General features: G+C 56.3%; 16 protein-coding genes. 9 read left to right on the top strand and 7 right to left on the bottom strand.

Annotated elements, in window-relative coordinates; translation table 11 throughout:
* Positions 1 to 18: 18 nt before the first annotated feature.
* From AU11_RS11680 to AU11_RS11650, 6 genes are all read right to left on the bottom strand, one after another.
* Entirely contained in the window at positions 19 to 396 is a 378-nt protein-coding gene (locus AU11_RS11680) for a DUF3574 domain-containing protein (RefSeq protein WP_051687209.1), read from the bottom strand.
* A 200-nt stretch (positions 397 to 596) separates the two neighbouring features.
* Positions 597 to 1,016, bottom strand: coding sequence for a hypothetical protein (locus AU11_RS11675; protein WP_043319539.1), 420 nt, complete (start codon positions 1,014 to 1,016; stop codon positions 597 to 599).
* Between the two features lie 187 nt (positions 1,017 to 1,203).
* Positions 1,204 to 1,413, bottom strand: coding sequence for a cold-shock protein (locus AU11_RS11670; RefSeq protein ID WP_043319538.1), 210 nt, complete (start codon positions 1,411 to 1,413; stop codon positions 1,204 to 1,206).
* 259 nt (positions 1,414 to 1,672) lie between these two features.
* Positions 1,673 to 3,280, bottom strand: a complete 1,608-nt coding sequence (locus AU11_RS11665; RefSeq protein ID WP_081848082.1) for an ABC-F family ATPase — start codon at positions 3,278 to 3,280, stop codon at positions 1,673 to 1,675.
* Between the two features lie 257 nt (positions 3,281 to 3,537).
* A complete protein-coding gene (locus AU11_RS11655; protein WP_051687208.1) occupies positions 3,538 to 3,966 on the bottom strand; it encodes a DUF1294 domain-containing protein in 429 nt (142 codons plus the stop codon).
* A gap of 2 nt (positions 3,967 to 3,968) precedes the next feature.
* Positions 3,969 to 4,337 carry a PH domain-containing protein gene (locus tag AU11_RS11650; RefSeq protein WP_043319535.1) on the bottom strand — a complete coding sequence of 123 codons (369 nt, stop codon included), beginning with the start codon at positions 4,335 to 4,337 and terminating at the stop codon, positions 3,969 to 3,971.
* 175 nt (positions 4,338 to 4,512) lie between these two features.
* On the opposite strand from AU11_RS11650, the gene AU11_RS11645 reads away from it, so the two are divergent.
* From AU11_RS11645 to AU11_RS11605, 9 genes are all read left to right on the top strand, one after another.
* On the top strand, positions 4,513 to 4,878 hold the full coding sequence (locus tag AU11_RS11645; protein ID WP_043319534.1) for a DUF3302 domain-containing protein: 366 nt from the start codon (positions 4,513 to 4,515) through the stop codon (positions 4,876 to 4,878).
* 11 nt (positions 4,879 to 4,889) lie between these two features.
* The gene (locus AU11_RS11640) at positions 4,890 to 6,044 is read left to right on the top strand and encodes an HlyD family secretion protein (RefSeq protein ID WP_043319533.1); all 1,155 of its coding nucleotides are present in this window, start codon (positions 4,890 to 4,892) and stop codon (positions 6,042 to 6,044) included.
* Positions 6,045 to 6,079: 35 nt separating this feature from the next.
* Positions 6,080 to 7,435 (top strand): efflux transporter outer membrane subunit, encoded by a 1,356-nt coding sequence (locus AU11_RS11635; RefSeq protein ID WP_231491876.1) that lies wholly within the window; start codon positions 6,080 to 6,082, stop codon positions 7,433 to 7,435.
* A 61-nt stretch (positions 7,436 to 7,496) separates the two neighbouring features.
* The gene (locus tag AU11_RS11630; protein WP_231491868.1) at positions 7,497 to 7,946 is read left to right on the top strand and encodes an ion channel; all 450 of its coding nucleotides are present in this window, start codon (positions 7,497 to 7,499) and stop codon (positions 7,944 to 7,946) included.
* 74 nt (positions 7,947 to 8,020) lie between these two features.
* Positions 8,021 to 8,920: a hypothetical protein gene (locus AU11_RS11625; RefSeq protein ID WP_156035292.1), complete on the top strand. Its 900-nt coding sequence runs from the start codon at positions 8,021 to 8,023 to the stop codon at positions 8,918 to 8,920.
* Between the two features lie 58 nt (positions 8,921 to 8,978).
* On the top strand, positions 8,979 to 10,355 hold the full coding sequence (locus tag AU11_RS11620) for a TolC family protein (protein WP_197023828.1): 1,377 nt from the start codon (positions 8,979 to 8,981) through the stop codon (positions 10,353 to 10,355).
* Positions 10,345 to 11,331: an HlyD family secretion protein gene (locus AU11_RS11615; protein ID WP_043319527.1), complete on the top strand. Its 987-nt coding sequence runs from the start codon at positions 10,345 to 10,347 to the stop codon at positions 11,329 to 11,331. The genes AU11_RS11620 and AU11_RS11615 overlap by 11 nt, the downstream gene beginning before the upstream one ends.
* On the top strand, positions 11,328 to 12,467 hold the full coding sequence (locus tag AU11_RS11610) for an ABC transporter permease (protein WP_043319526.1): 1,140 nt from the start codon (positions 11,328 to 11,330) through the stop codon (positions 12,465 to 12,467). The genes AU11_RS11615 and AU11_RS11610 overlap by 4 nt, the downstream gene beginning before the upstream one ends.
* Positions 12,464 to 13,642, top strand: a complete 1,179-nt coding sequence (locus AU11_RS11605; protein WP_043319525.1) for an ABC transporter permease — start codon at positions 12,464 to 12,466, stop codon at positions 13,640 to 13,642. Before AU11_RS11610 ends, AU11_RS11605 begins: the two co-directional genes overlap by 4 nt.
* Here the strand turns inward: AU11_RS11605 and AU11_RS11600 are convergent.
* Positions 13,615 to 15,024 carry a glutamate decarboxylase gene (locus AU11_RS11600; RefSeq protein WP_043319524.1) on the bottom strand — a complete coding sequence of 470 codons (1,410 nt, stop codon included), beginning with the start codon at positions 15,022 to 15,024 and terminating at the stop codon, positions 13,615 to 13,617. The genes AU11_RS11605 and AU11_RS11600 overlap by 28 nt on opposite strands.
* Positions 15,025 to 15,030 lie beyond the last annotated feature (6 nt).

The following is a 15,030-nucleotide window of genomic DNA, read 5'->3' as shown; positions in this document are numbered from 1 at the left end:
CTGACCACCCCGGTAGCGCTAGCGGAATGATACACACACAGCACTGCGCACTCTCAGAACGGACTCCTGCTGAAAGCGCCGCTTGTACGTGGTGGTGATCTCTTCAATAGCAGGCCCCACACCGGGCTCCTGGCGGTGCACCAGCGACAGTACGTGGCTGTCTTCGCGAATGATTTCGCCAGTGTCATCACGCCACTGCCCCTGCCCAGAGAGCACCGTCAGACCCGCGGGAAAATGCGGTGTCACAACACCTGCCAGAAATTCCGCCCACCGTGCATCGGTGACCCGGCCATCGGGTTTATCTGTACCGAAATAGATTAAATCATGAATCTGCGCCTGCTCCCCGGGTTGACAGGCCAGTGGGGCGGGGAAGGCGCAGCCTGTGACCGCTAACACGATTCCGGAGAGGGCTCCGGCGTACCCAATGCGGCAGGTGGCGGCGGAAAAAACTGTGGATGGGAAACCCCTGGGCCCTGATGTATTGTCCATGGTCAGGTACTTTATCCATTTAAGTCTTCATGAGCGGCAAATGCCCGGAGAACAGGTGCAGCAATTTATGAGGCGCCCACCGCCATTCTTTCTAAAGTCTGTGCTATCTAAAAAGCATTGCTTGCCGTAGTGGGTGGAATACTATCACCTTTGCGTTCAGGCACTGAGTAGGCGACTCCGCGGCACTCCATAAATGAGTAGCACCCAGGAATTGCTCCCGTTCCGCAGGCTTCTACCACCAATCCGTTGCCGCCGAGATTTTTGGTGCGCAGTTTCAGATCGCTTACCAGTTGCGATTTACTCGCCTTGCGTTCATCCATGCGTTCCTGACAGTAGCTGGCATCGACAAAACCGAGTGTCGTGGCATTGTACTGGTCGATTTCGGCGATGGAGTACTCGCGGACCATCTTGGTCTTGATGCGGTCTTCTACGTAGGGCTCCAAACTCGAATTGAATTGGATTCCACTGCACCCGGTAAGCGCGAGGCTGGCGGTCAAAATCGCAGGTACTGCGTGTTTGGTTGGCATGGTGATGGCCTCCGGTATTTATTTTTTGATCGAATATGGTGGCTAAGCCACCCATTACTTTAGAGTCGGAGATAGGCAAGATTGGACCCACAGTGGTGCAATAGGTTCTGATTATATCTGCGCCACAACAAAAACGGGCCCTATTGGGCCCGTTTTCGCAATCATTGAGATTTACATCGTTACGATGTTAAACCACTACGATGTTCTCAGCCTGAGGACCTTTTTTGCCCTGAGTTACGTTGAACTCTACGGCTTGGCCTTCGGTCAGGGTGCGGAAGCCGGTGCTGGCGATGGCGCTGAAGTGGGCGAAGACGTCCGGACCGGACTGCTGCTCAATAAAACCAAAGCCTTTTGCTTCGTCGAACCACTTAACGGTTCCAGTGACTGTATTTGACATATCAATATCCTGATGTAATTGAATTCATAAAAAGAGCCTTAAAAAGGCGGGTGTTGCTTGGAGTAAAGGCTCTTAAAACGACAGGACGAATAAATACGTCAAGTTCAGCATTAAAACGGTGTTCATAAAAGTCTTTCTTTCTAGCAGTTGATACTTTAGAGGTACAAAGCGCATCTGTCTATAAATTGTTCGGAATCTTGGCGTCAATCGTCGCAAAATTCCGGTTTAAGTGGGTATTCCCTCTTCCCCGGGGTGCCTCTCAGGCCGCCCGTGCCCCTTCCCGTGCCCGATCGGTCAGATATTCGTCATAGGTACCCTGGAAGTCCAGCAGACGCTGATCCTTGATCTCCAGGACCCGGGTGGCGAGGGATGACACAAACTGGCGGTCGTGACTGACGAAGATCAGGGTGCCCTCGTACTGGGAGAGCGCCTTGTTCAGGGCCTCGATAGACTCCATATCCAGGTGGTTGGTGGGCTCGTCCATGATGAGCACGTTGGTATCCATCATCATCAGCTTGCCGAACAGCAGGCGGTTCTTCTCGCCACCGGAACAGACCCGCGCTTTCTTGTTGGCGTCATCGGCGGTAAACAGCAGGCGGCCGAGCATACCGCGTACGGTCAGGTCATCGTGTTTGGGGGTGCGCCACTGGGACATCCACTCGAAGATGGTGAGGTCGTTGTCGAAGTCGGCGCTGGCGTCCTGGGGGCAATAGCCGATGGCGGCGTTCTCGGACCATTTCACCACGCCGTTGTTGGCCTGAATCTGGTCGACCAGGCAGCGCAGGAAGGTCGTTTTACCCACGCCGTTCTCGCCAATGACCGCCAGGCGTGCGCCCGCTTCCAGGATCATTTCGCCACCGGCAAACAGCGGTTCGCCGTCGAAGCCGTGGGCCAGGTCTTCCAGGGTCAGTGCCTGCCGGTGCAGCTTCTTGCATTGCTGGAAGGTGATGTAGGGTTTGACCCGGCTGGAAGGCTTTACCTCGTCCAGCTTGATCTTCTCCATTTTCTTCGCCCGCGAGCTGGCCTGCTTGGCCTTGGAGGCGTTGGCGGAGAAGCGGTTTACAAAGGATTGCAATTCTTCCAGTTCCGCGGACTTCTTTGCATTCTCCGCGTGCAGCTGTTCCTGGATCAGGGTGGACGCCGCCACAAAATCATCATAGTTACCCGGGAATACCCGCAGCTCGCCGTAATCGATATCCGCCATATGGGTGCACACCTGGTTCAGGAAGTGCCGGTCGTGGGAAATGATGATCATGGTGGATTTGCGTTGATTCAGCACTTCCGCCAGCCAGTGGATGGTGTGGATATCTAGGTTGTTGGTGGGCTCGTCCAGCAGCAGGATGTCCGGATCCGCAAACAGTGCCTGGGCCAGTAGCACACGCAGTTTCCAGCCCGGTGCAACCTGCTTCATCAGGCCAAAGTGGAGAGATTCCTCGATCCCGGCCTCCAGCAGAATTTCCCCTGCGCGGCTCTCGGCGGTATAGCCATCCAGCTCGGCAAACTGCACTTCCAGGTCTGCCACCCGCATGCCGTCTTCCTCGCTCATCTCCGCCAGTGAATAGATGCGGTCGCGTTCCTGCTTGATCGCCCACAGGCGCGTATCTCCCATGATCACAGCATCGATGACCGAGTATTCCTCAAACGCGAACTGGTCCTGGCTCAGAATGCCCAGAGTGCAACCGGGTGCCATGGAGACATTGCCGGAGGTGGGTGCCAGCTCCCCACTCAGGATCTTCATAAAGGTGGACTTTCCACAGCCATTGGCCCCGATCAGTCCATAGCGGTTGCCGTTACCAAATTTTGCGGAGATATTTTCAAACAGCGGCTGGGCACCAAACTGCATGGTGATGTTGGCGGTGGTGATCAAGAGCGTCTTCCCGGGGCTTATTGTGGTGAATCGTTTGCAGGTAAATGGATTGCAGTCGAAGGTCGGCGGTTTGCGGATGGCCGGCGTCGCCATAATCGAGAAAGATGGCGGGCCGCGCACTATACGGGGCTTGGGGTGGGGTGTCGAGAATATTGTCTGATTATTGAGCAGTTGGGTGCAGTAAGTCATGCAGTGGCCTCACCTTCCCCAGACCTTTCTGTGCGGATGCGACGCACGGTGGCCCCGGGCTTAGGTTTTTATACAGATGTGTACACAAACAGGGGGAACCCTGCGAGGAAACCGGTATTACCCCCACTGTGCAGCCAGGCCAACGCCATGAGATTTGCGGTAACCGTGAGCCAAAAGATCAGTCGGAATGGCTGCTTCCGGGTTTTGTGCCGCAGGTGCTGTTGTGCCACCAGCGCCCCGGGCCAACCGCCAAGTAGCGAAAGCAGGTGCAGGCTGTTCTCCTTGGTGCGCCGGCGGCCACTGCGGGCGGCCGATTTATCCAGGTAATAGACCAGGTAGGTCAGCAGACTCATTCCGGCATAGAACAATGGAATCACGGGTGGCAGCTGACCAATCAGTGTGAACACGGTAATCAGGCCAAAAAATATTCCTCCAATCGCTAGCGCGCGGGAGGTGCCGGCAGGGAGTCCGCCGGACTTGCGCTGACGGCGCTTCACGTCTAAAGCGCGTAGCGGGCTATGTAGTGCGCGATATCGATTAGTCGCGATTTGCCACTAAACTCAAAGCGAACCTTACCCAGGGACGAAAAGTGGAGTTCCAGCTCGCTGTCTATATCGAAGGTGCCGGAGGTCTCCACCGAATAGGCCACGATATTTTTATACGGCAGCGAGGTGAAATCTTTCTTACTGCCGGTAATACCCTGTACGTTGACCGCAATAATTCGTTTGCTGGTAAATACCACGCCGTCCCGCATGGATTTGAACGAATCGAGCACCTCCTCACCATCAATCAAAAGTGGCGCTACTTTTTCTGCAAAACCCGCGTTTTGCTTGAGCTTGAACAGGCTTTTATTTTCAAAATCGATCATGGGGGAGTTTCGCTGATTTCACTGGGTGAGTAGGTGGGATGTGCCGGTAGACTGCGACAATACTGCGGCTAAATCAACAGCCCTGATTGGCGATGTCGACGGGCTTCAACTATATGACTTTCTTGCCATGGAGAAATAATCAACAGTAATCGGCTCTGCTCAAGGATGCGTTCAGATGGGGTTCAAACTGACACATTGGGATTATCTGACCTTCCTCGTGATCGTGTGTGCGGGTATTGCGATCATGGCAATCCTGATCTGGATTGCCGGGCTTCCGGGGAAGATTGCCATCTCGCGCAAACATCCCGATGCGGAAGCGGTAAAGATTATGGGGTATGCCGGGTTTCTTGCGGTGGTGCCCTGGATCAACGCGTTTATCTGGGCATTCAAACCCACAGACACCATTGATATCCGTAACTTCCCCGAAGATGAAGCACGCGAAATCGAAGAGAAAATAGCCCGCCTGCGTGGCGAAGACGATAAGCCCGCGCCAAAAAACGGGCAGGACAAACAAGCGCCTGATAGCGATGCAACCAGTTAGGGAACCAGGCCATGCTGTTCGGATTTGTTCTCCTGTTTGTTTATGTGATTGCCGTCTGGCTCACTTTTTTCAAGTTCAAATGGATGAAGTTCAACATCGTCTGGGGCCTGGTTTCGGTCTCTGTTGGGCTGCATCTGCTGCTTATATTCATGATCGGGCTGCGATTCGTGACCCCGTACTCCACCAATGCCCGCCTGGTACAGCACACCATCCAGCTGACCCCACGTCTCAATGAACCCACTCTGGTGACAGACGTATTGGTGCAGCCCAATGTTCCGGTAAAGAAGGGGCAGCCCCTCTTTCAGTTTGACCGGCGCCCCTATGAACTCAAGGTAAAAGAGCTGCAGGCGGAACTGGCGAAGGCAACACAGAATGTCGAGGTGTTAGCCGCGGATGTACAGGTAGCGCGACAGCAGGTGGTCCGGCTTCAGAGTGAATTGGTGTACGCGCGTTACGAGCAGGAACTGTCGCAAAAGCTTGCCGGTCGCGGAGCCGGGCCCGAGGAAGATGTTCAAAAGTGGACGGCTAAGGTCGCCGCCAACGAGGCTTCGGTGCGGGAAGCCCAGGCCGAAGTGGCGCGGGCCGAACTTGAATACCACTCGGAAATCAACGGGGTAAACACCACCGTCGCCAGTATTCAGGCCAAACTCGATCTGGCCAGGTTTTATCTCGACAACACCCTGATGGTGGCGCCGGAAGATGGTTACCTGATCAATCTTCAGGTGCGCCCGGGTATGGTAGCAGGGGCTCTGCGGGTAGGAGCCATCGCCACGTTTATCTGTGACTCAGACCGCTATTTGCTGGCCAATTATTTTCAGGAAAATCTCAAGCACGTAAAAGAGGGGCAGGAAGTCGAGGTGGCGCTCGATCTTTATCCGGGACAGATATTTACCGGCAAGGTAGAGGCGATCTGGCGCGGCAGTGGCAGCGGGCAGATGCTGCCGAGCGGTCGCCTGCCGCATTTTGTCTATAAGCCCGAGGAGCTGCCGCAGGGACAGTTTGCGGTTGCCATCCGCATCGACGATAAAGATCAGTCCAAATTTCCTATTGGTACTCAGGGGCGCGCCGCTATCTACACCGATCCTTCCAGTGGTTTTGTGGTGCTGCGCAAGATTGGCATTCGCGCCTATTCCTGGTCCAACTGGCTCTATCCCTTCGCCGGATGATGTGTCGGAACTGGATCTTTCTCGCGGCCGTTGTCGTGACCATCGCAGGTTGTGCACTGAAGCCGCTTCCTGCACCCGAGGAAATACTCAACGAGGCGTTACCACCGCAGACAGGCATTCCTGAGCAGTGGGTGGCCGCCGCCTATTCGGCGCCGGTTCACAGTGGCTGGCTGCAATCGTTTAACGACCCGACGCTGGTCGCTTTAGTCAATGAGGCTCTAGCGAACAACCGAGACCTGCTAGAGGCCGCAGAGGCGGTTGCCATAGCCCGGGAGACGATAGCCGTGGTTGGTGCGCAGCTGTTGCCCCAGATTGGTGGTCAGCTGGGCGGCAAGCGCACCTATGACTATGGTGGTCGCGATGACGTAAAGCACTCGTTCACCCACACACTGATTGCGCTTGGCCTGAACTGGGAGCTGGATGTGTGGGGCAGACTGCGCGCGGAGCGTGCGGCGGCAGCAATCGACTACGAAGTGGCGGCACTGGACTACGCCTACGCACGCCAGTCCCTGGCCGCCACCGTGGCATTGAACTGGTATCTGGTGAGTGAGGCGCAACAGTTACTTTCTCTGGCAGAACGCGCCGTGGGAATTTACACGCGCCTTTACGACCTGGCGGACTTTCGCTACCAGAGCGGAAAAACCTCTCAACTGGATGTGGCGGACAGCCGCGCGCGGGTGGAGTCGGCGCAGGCCAATCTCCAGTCTGCGCGTATTGCGTTCGGGCGCGCAGTGCGCAGTCTGGAAGTCTTGCTGGGGCGATACCCGGCGGCGGAACTTGCCGCCGCCAGCCACTATCCCGCGGTTCCACCGGTGGTGGCCGCGGATACGCCCATCGCGCTGGTCAGCCGTCGGCCGGATATTCTTGCCGCCGAATACGCTGTACTCGCCGCCTTTCGCCGGCAGGAGGCCGCACGCCTTGCTTTGCGCCCAAGCTTTTCCCTTTCATTGACCGCAGAGCGTCTGGGGGATCATCTGCTGGAGCAGTTACACCTGAGCCAGGATCGCGCCTCTGCACAATTGGGTTCGATCATCCCAATCTATGAGGGCGGTGCCCTGTGCGCCTATGTACGCATCACTACGGCGCAGCAGGCACAGGCGGTGGCCAATTACGGCAGCAGTCTGCTGAGCGCCTTTCGCGAAGTGGAAAATGCGCTGGAAAGTGAACGGCTACTGGAGAAGCGACTCGGCTTTGCGCGGTCTTCATTAGCGGACAGAGATCGCGCAGTGGAAATTGCGATTGATCAATATCAGGCAGGGAAGCGGGATCTGCTATGGGTGGAAATTCTGCAGACTGAGCAACTGGTGGCACAGGCCGAAGTTATCAAGCTGGAAAACCAGCGTCTGGCGAATCGGATTCAGTTGCACCTCGCTCTGGGTGGAGACTTTTAACGCAGGATCAGACTATGCAGGTGTGGCTAGGGAATATCGCTTTCACCAATGGGAGCTTCAGTTGGATATAAGAATTGAAGTGCACCATTGGCGCCGAACATTTTTTCTCGCCATGTTGTTGGCGGCAGCCGTGTTTTTGTTCCACGCGATGGTTTTACTGGAAGCGACACGTCTGCTGAATGATATTCACAGCTGGCTAGCTGGACGGCACGGCCCGCAGAATGCAGGCAGAATCCTGATTCCTATGTGTTTCATCATCCTGTTTATTACACATGTTCTCGAGTCACTGGCCTGGGCGATTTTCATCTGGCGTAGAAAATTGATTGATACCCTGGGGGAGTCTCTCTATTACACCACTACATCCATCACCGCTCTGGGCTACGGCGACGTTGTGCAGCCACCGCCCTGGCGAATGCTGGGTCCGTTGGTGGCAATAAATGGAGTGTTGATGTTTGGTTGTTCCACCGCGTTTCTTTTTCTTGTTTTGCAAAAAGTATGGATGCATTTGTAAAGCTGCGGAAAAGAGCAGGAAAAAAGTACTATATTGAGGATGGTTAGCAGTGTTCAACTGGATGAATGGGTCTCATGGCCGACAAAGAATCAAGCGCGAGACCTGATCGGCCTGCCAATGGATCTAAAAAGTGGCTTCCCCTTTCAGAAAGTCGCTTCGGTCCTTTTCTGACCCGAAAAGTGTTTTTACTGCCGGGAAGTGTTCGAGTAATTTGGCGCTCGCGCGAACAGCGAAAATGTTACAACCGCTTGCAGGGGAAGAGTCTGCGCACGTGGTGGGCACCAACGGCGATCAGCTGGTGGATAGGTGTGCTGTTTGCAGTGGGCAGTACCGCATTCATGCTTGGCTCCGTATCTGTCTATGTGAAATGGGTTGGCGTGGCGACCGGGAATCTCACATTTTTTGTCGGATCGATATTTTTCACGTCAGCTGCGTTTCTTCAGTATCTCGAGGTTGCTGCCACAGCGTGGTCTCCGGGGGGGGGATTCATTGGTCAGGTATCACGGCGAAATTGGCAGCCGTTACGACTGGAATTGCGTCGCATTGATTGGTGGGCCGTAGTGATTCAGCTGATCGGAACCATATTTTTTAACGTGAGTACATACCAGGCTATGACGACCGGTATGGGTTCGGCTGAAGCCGATGTAAGAGTGTGGCGCCCGGATATGTGTGGCTCAGTCTGTTTTTTGCTCTCGAGTGGATTGGCGTGGATTGAAGTTTGCCATAAATGGATTGCGATTAAAGTACGACAGATTTCCTGGTGGATTGTTGCACTGAACCTGTCAGGTTCAGTGGCATTTGGTGTTTCTGCTGTCGCTTCGTATCAGCTTACAAATGGCACCATGGTGAGTGTGTCGTTGGATAATGCCGGAACGTTCACCGGCGCCCTGTGTTTTCTTGTCGGTGGGCTTCTCCTGCTGCCTGAGCGGGTTGCACTGTTGAAGCGGTCCGGGGTGGAAGCGGCCGGTCAGTAGATTTATGTGAAATCAACATTATTCCTTTTGGGAAAATTGATGTGAATGGATGCTAGTAGTGAACAGGTGGTTGCTTCTGACGCTGTTGGTCTGTTGCACCAGTGTGCGGGCTGAGCCAGCCTTTTATTCTGAGCCGTTAACATTCGCGAGCGCGGTACAGCACCTGCAGCAGAACCCACTGCTGGAGGCCGGTCGCGCACAACTCGCGGGTGCGCAGGCAAAAAGTAGTGCCGCCCGTGCATTGGCATTGCCCCAGTTGGGGGTTATATCCACTTACGGGAATTTCTCTGACGCGGTAGAAGTGGATCTCGGTTTTCTCAATCAGGTACTGGACTCGATTGATCCTGCCATACCGGAAATTCCCAACCCGATTCTGCAACCTCGCGACTTTGCTTTCACCATGGCAACGCTAACCTGGCCGGTATTCACCGGCGGGCGTACCAGCTCGCTGCGTCAAGCCAGCGCCATCGGGATTGAGGTGGCCAGTGCGGGGCAGGATGTCACGGAAAATACCCTGATGTTGGATCTCACCGCGCGTTATTTTGGTGTTTCTGTCAGTGAACGCGCGCTGCAGGTGCAGTCTGCGGTAGTGGGAAGCCTGCGTACACACCTGCAACATGCCCGCGCACTGGAAAATGAGGGGCAAATCGCCGCCGCAGACCGGATGCGCGCGGAAGTCGCCCTTGCCCAGGCCGAAGTGCTGGAGCAGGAGCGCAGGCACGCTCTGGAAAATACCCGTGCCGGGTTAAGCAGCCTGTTGGGACTGGAGAATAGGGCGGTCAGTGTGGCATCGGCGCCGCCCAGTCAACTGCCGTCGCCACAGGGCTTACCGCAGTTGCTCGCGGATGCGCAGCGCGCCAACCCCTTGATCCGGCAGTTGAATGCCACAGCACGACAGGCGGAACAGGTGGTTAGTGTAGCGCGCTCGGAATACTGGCCGGATGTGACCATCATCGGTGGGTTCGAATTACACAGCTATCAGCTGCCGGAATTGATTCCGGACTGGACGGTAACTGCCAATCTGACTTTCAAGATCTTCGACGGTGGTGCGCGCAGGGCGGGAGTATCACTGGCTCAGGAAGAGTGGCGGGCGACACGGGCACTGGCGAAGGAAGCGGAAGAGCGCGTGCAATTGAATGTGGAAACGCGCTATTCCGCATTTCTGGATGCCCAGAGTCGTGGGCAGGTCACCCGTAAAACGGAGCGGCTGGCAGCGGAAAGCTTGCGGATGCAGCGCGCCGCCTTTGCCGCAGGTGAAGGGCGCTCCATTGATGTGATCGATGCGGAAAATGCCTTGGCCGGAGCGCGCCTGCAACGGCTTGCGGCGGACTATGACAGCCTAATAGCCTGGACCAGCCTGATGCTGGCAAGCGGTCATGAAACGACAGTACTGGACGTACTTGCCCGACCGGGAGCGGTGCCCAATGTTAAATAAAGGTATCTACTTTCCCTTGGCAATCGTCCTGGGTATCGCCATCTTTACCGCGGGCTGCAGGCAGGAGAGTTATTTCGAGGGGCGTGTGGAAATGCGCGAACTCAACATTGCCACCAAATATCCGGGAAGGCTGGCCCGATTGAATGTTGAGGAGGGCCAGAAGGTTCGCAAGGGCGAACTGCTGGCGGAGATTCACGATCCGGAGGCACAGGCGCGTCTGGTGCAGGCCGACGCGATGGTGAAGGGCGCGTCCGCACAGCAATCGAAAGCCAATGAGGGCGCACGCCCGGAAGAGGTGGAGTCCGCTCACGCTGCCATGGAGGCCACCCTTGCGCAGGCGAAGCTGGCCAGGGTTACCGCAGGGCGGATGCAGCGTCTGTTTGATCAGGGTGTGGTGCCGCGCCAGCGACTCGATGAAGCGATGGCCGCGCAAAGCTCTACCTGGTCTGTGTATCAGGCATCGAAAGCCAATTACCAGCTGGTGGCCTCGGGGTTGCGCCCACAGGACAAGACAACAGCGGCTGCAGTGACCCGGGAAGCCGAAGGCGGACGGCAACTGGTGGAAACCGCCCTTGCCGAGCAACAGGTTGTGGCGCTGGCGGACGGTGAGATCACTGCAATCAACTTTCGCGAAGGAGAAATTGTCGCTGCGGGAATTCCCATCGCCACGCTGGCAAAAACCGACACTCCCTGGATCGCCTTTAACGTGCGTGAAGATCTGCTGAATGGTCTCAAGGTTGGCGACCGACTGACTGCGTCAATACCCGCCTTGGGGGAGCGGGGGGAATCGATTGCACTGCGTGTGTACCAGATTTCTGTGCTGGGTGACTTTGCCACCTGGACCTCGACTCGCGCTTTGGGAAGCTTTGATCTGCGTACTTTCGAAGTGCGCGCGCGGCCGCTGTCAGGCATTGCCGGGCTGCGCTCGGGTATGACTGTACTGGTTCCGGAGAGCGAACTGCGGTCGCAGCCATGAATGAATTTTCTGCGGCCATCCATCGCGAGCTGCAAAGCTGGCGCGTCGAAAAAACGACACACTGGTTAATACTGTGGCTTCCGATCATCGCGTGCATCCTGTTGATGAGTATTTTCAGTGAGCGCACTATTACCGGATTGCCGGTAACCGTTGTTGATCCGGACAATTCTGCGCTAACGCGCCAGATCCGGGCCGACCTGGACGCGGCCCCCGCGATCCGGGTTGTGCACACCACAACCTCAATGGACACCGCCAAGGCACAGCTGGAGCGGGGCGATAGTTACGGGATTATCGCGTTTCCCAGCGGTTTCAGCCGGGATATGGTGCGCGGCCAGCAGCCCACGGTTGCACTGCTGCTCAACGAGCAGTCCCTGGCCACCGCGGATGCCATAAGCAGCGATGTGCAGACAGTGCTGCTCACCGAGATGGGCGTGCAATCGGTGACCCAGCGTATGGCAGTGGGCGTGCCGATGCTGGAGGCAGAATCCCAGGCTCAGGCTCTGCGCACCCAGACCCACCCCCTGTTCAACCCCGGGCTCGATTACGCCGCATATCTCGGTATCGCCCTGATTGCGGCGAGTCTGCATTGCTTTGTGATTCTGCACGGTGCCCGCTGTATCGCCAGTGACAATCCCAAGTGGCTTTACGCCAACAACTGGAACCGACTTTGGGGAAAACTGGCAATCGCATTTGCGTGGTGGCTGTTCATCGGCATTGTGTTGCTGCAGTTGTGTTTTACCTGGTTGGACTTGCCACCCATGTCGGAGCCCCTGTGGTTTGTTATCGGGTGGGCGACAATGGTGGTGGCTTACCTGGGGCTGGGGTCCGCGCTGGCCATGGCGTTCCCTTCCCATGTAGCCTACTCCTGTGTGAGTGTTCTGGCGGGGCCCGCGGTGGCATTTTCCGGGGTTACGTTTCCGCAGGGCGCCATGCCTGTGGCGGCACGTCTATTCGGGGAGGCCCTGCCGGTAACCTGGTTTCTGCACCTGCAGACCCAGTTGGTTACCGAGCGGGTAAATATTCAATATGCGTTGCCTCAGGTGTATCACCTGTTTGGCTTTGCAGCAGTTTTTACCGTCTTTTCTCTCGGCGTTTTTCTGTGGCGTTCCCGCAGAAGCAACCGGGAGGCAGAATGAAAGCCCTGTTTGCCGGTGCCCGCTACGAAATTCGCGCATTGCTGTTGGCGCCGGCCACCCTGCTGATTCTCGGTGGCGCGGCACTGTTTTACAGCGCAATTTATCCCGGTCCCTATTCGCCCCAGGCTTATCGCGATATGCCGATCTATGCGCTGGATATGGATAACAGCGCGCTGTCGCGCCAGTTACTCGCACACATTGATGCCGCCGAGCTGTTGCATATTGTCGATCGGTCCGCCGACCCGCTGGCTGCCAAGCGCGCACTGGAGGCATCGGAAGTGCTGGGCATTGTCGAAATTCCCGCGGGACTACAGCGGGATCTGGTGCGGGGAGAATCACCGGTGGTAGGGCTATTGGCCAATGCGGGCTACCTGCTCGCCTATAGCCAGCTGGCCGATGCCGCTACGGACGCGGTACTTGAAGCCGGGGGAGAGCTGGGCGCGGTCGCATTTGCGGCAACTTCTGGAAAACCGGCATTGGCGGCGGTTACCCAGGCGCCATTTCAGTTAAAGGTTGTGGAACTGTTCAACCCTGGCGGTGGCTACGCCAGCTTTGTGGTGCCGGCGGTGGCCATGGTGATATTACAGCAGACCATGCTGATTGGGCTGGGCTTACTGTGCGATGCGCGGCGCCAGTTGAAAACGCCAATGCCGTCCACTCGGGGCGCGGCCATGGCATGGACCCTGGGGCGAAATCTCCCGTGGGTAGGAATCTACCTTCTACAGTTCCTGGTCATTCGCTGGATAATTTTTCCGGTCTACCATTTGCCCGCGGTGGGGCAGGCGGTGGAGCTGCTTCCATTTCTCGCGCTGTTTCTGCTGTCCGTTTCACTGCTCGGACTGCTGTTGGCTGAACTGTTCCAGAGTGCGGAGGATGTCATTCCGTTTTTGCTGTTTACCTCACTGCCCATCGTTTTCCTTTCGGGCTTTTCCTGGCCGCTGGAAAGCGTCCCGGCACCATTGCGGGCGCTGTCCTACCTAATTCCCAGCTCCGCAGGAGTACAGGGGTTTGTGCGACTCAACCAGTTGGGTGTCGGGGTTGAGTCAGTGGTTGTTCCACTGATTACCCTGACCGCGCAGTGCGTATTGTACGGCGGCATACTGTTTCTGCTTACACGCAGGCGCGAGCGCCTGCAAAGTCTGTCCACTCAGTCGGGGTTTTTTCGTCCGGAGTGACTGCTGGTCGGACGCGGTTCCGACGGCGTCGCCGGATGAGTAGAGAAATATTCGATGGCCCGGCGAATATCCTGCGCCAGCAGCGCGGCCATATCCCGGCTGACCCCGTGGCGGATCATAATGCGCTGGATTACCGTATCTTTGCGGTTGGACGGCAGAGGGTAGGAAGCGATTTGCCAGCCGCGCATGCGCAGGCGATCGGAAAGATCGTAGAGGTCAAACCCCCATTTGCCCGGCTTGAGAGAATAGCCGATGGCCGGTAAACCACCTCTTCCGTCGTAGAAAAGATCGAATGGGCCCATATCGGCCACCTGTTCACCGAGCCATACCGCGGTGTCCATACAGGCCTGCTGAATCTCCCTGTAACCTTCTATGCCCAGGCGTACGAAATTGTAGTACTGTGCAACAATCTCGCCGCCGGGCCGGCTGAAGTTCAGAGCAAATGTGGGCATATCTCCGCCGAGATAGTCCACATGGAAAATCAGCTCTTCCGGGAGTTCCGCAGCGTCGCGCCAGATGACCCAGCCGACCCCCAATGGTGCCAGACCGAATTTGTGCCCAGAGGTATTAATGGATTTGACCCGCTGTATGCGGAAATCCCATTTCAGGTCCGGCTGTACGAATGGTGCGATAAAGCCGCCGCTGGCCGCGTCTACATGAATGGGAATATCCAGCCCGGTTTCTTTTTCAATGGCATCAAGGACGCGGGCGATTTCTTCCACCGGCTCGTAGACACACGTAAACGTGACACCCAGCGTGGCGACTACGCCGATCGTGTTCTCATCCACATAATCTCGGATTTTTTCCGGGTTAAGGCACACCTCATTTCCGTCCAGCGGAACCTCGCGAATTTCCACATCGAAATAGCGAGCGAATTTATGCCAGCAAACCTGTACCGGGCCGCAGATCAGGTTCGGCTTATCGGTATTTTTCCCTTCCTGCTTCCGTCGCTTGCGCCACTGCCACTTTAATGCGAGACCACCCAGCATTGCGGCTTCGGATGAGCCCGTTGTCGAGCAGCCAGTGGAATCATCTTTGTCCTGCGCATTCCATAAATCCGCGAGCATATGTACACAGCGGGATTCGATCTCCGCAGTCTGCGGGTACTCATCCTTGTCGATCATGTTTTTATCGAAACAATCTGCCATCAGACGCTGTACTTCATCCTCCGCCCAGGTGGTACAGAAGGTTGCCAGGTTCTGTCGTGAGTTGCCGTCCAGATACAGTTCATCCCGCACCAGCTGGTAGCCGGTTCGCGCAGGCATGCTGTGCTTGGGCATTTTGTATCGGGGTACACTGTGATGTGCCGCATTTGCACTGAAAATATCTTCACCGATATAACCGGTTTGATGTCTGCGTTTGCTCTTCCGGTGTAAAGCCATTACGGA

Origin of the sequence: Microbulbifer sp. HZ11, from assembly GCF_000708675.1 — a bacterium.
GTDB lineage: Bacteria > Pseudomonadota > Gammaproteobacteria > Pseudomonadales > Cellvibrionaceae > Microbulbifer.
This window is presented reverse-complemented; position numbering and strand designations above follow the sequence as displayed.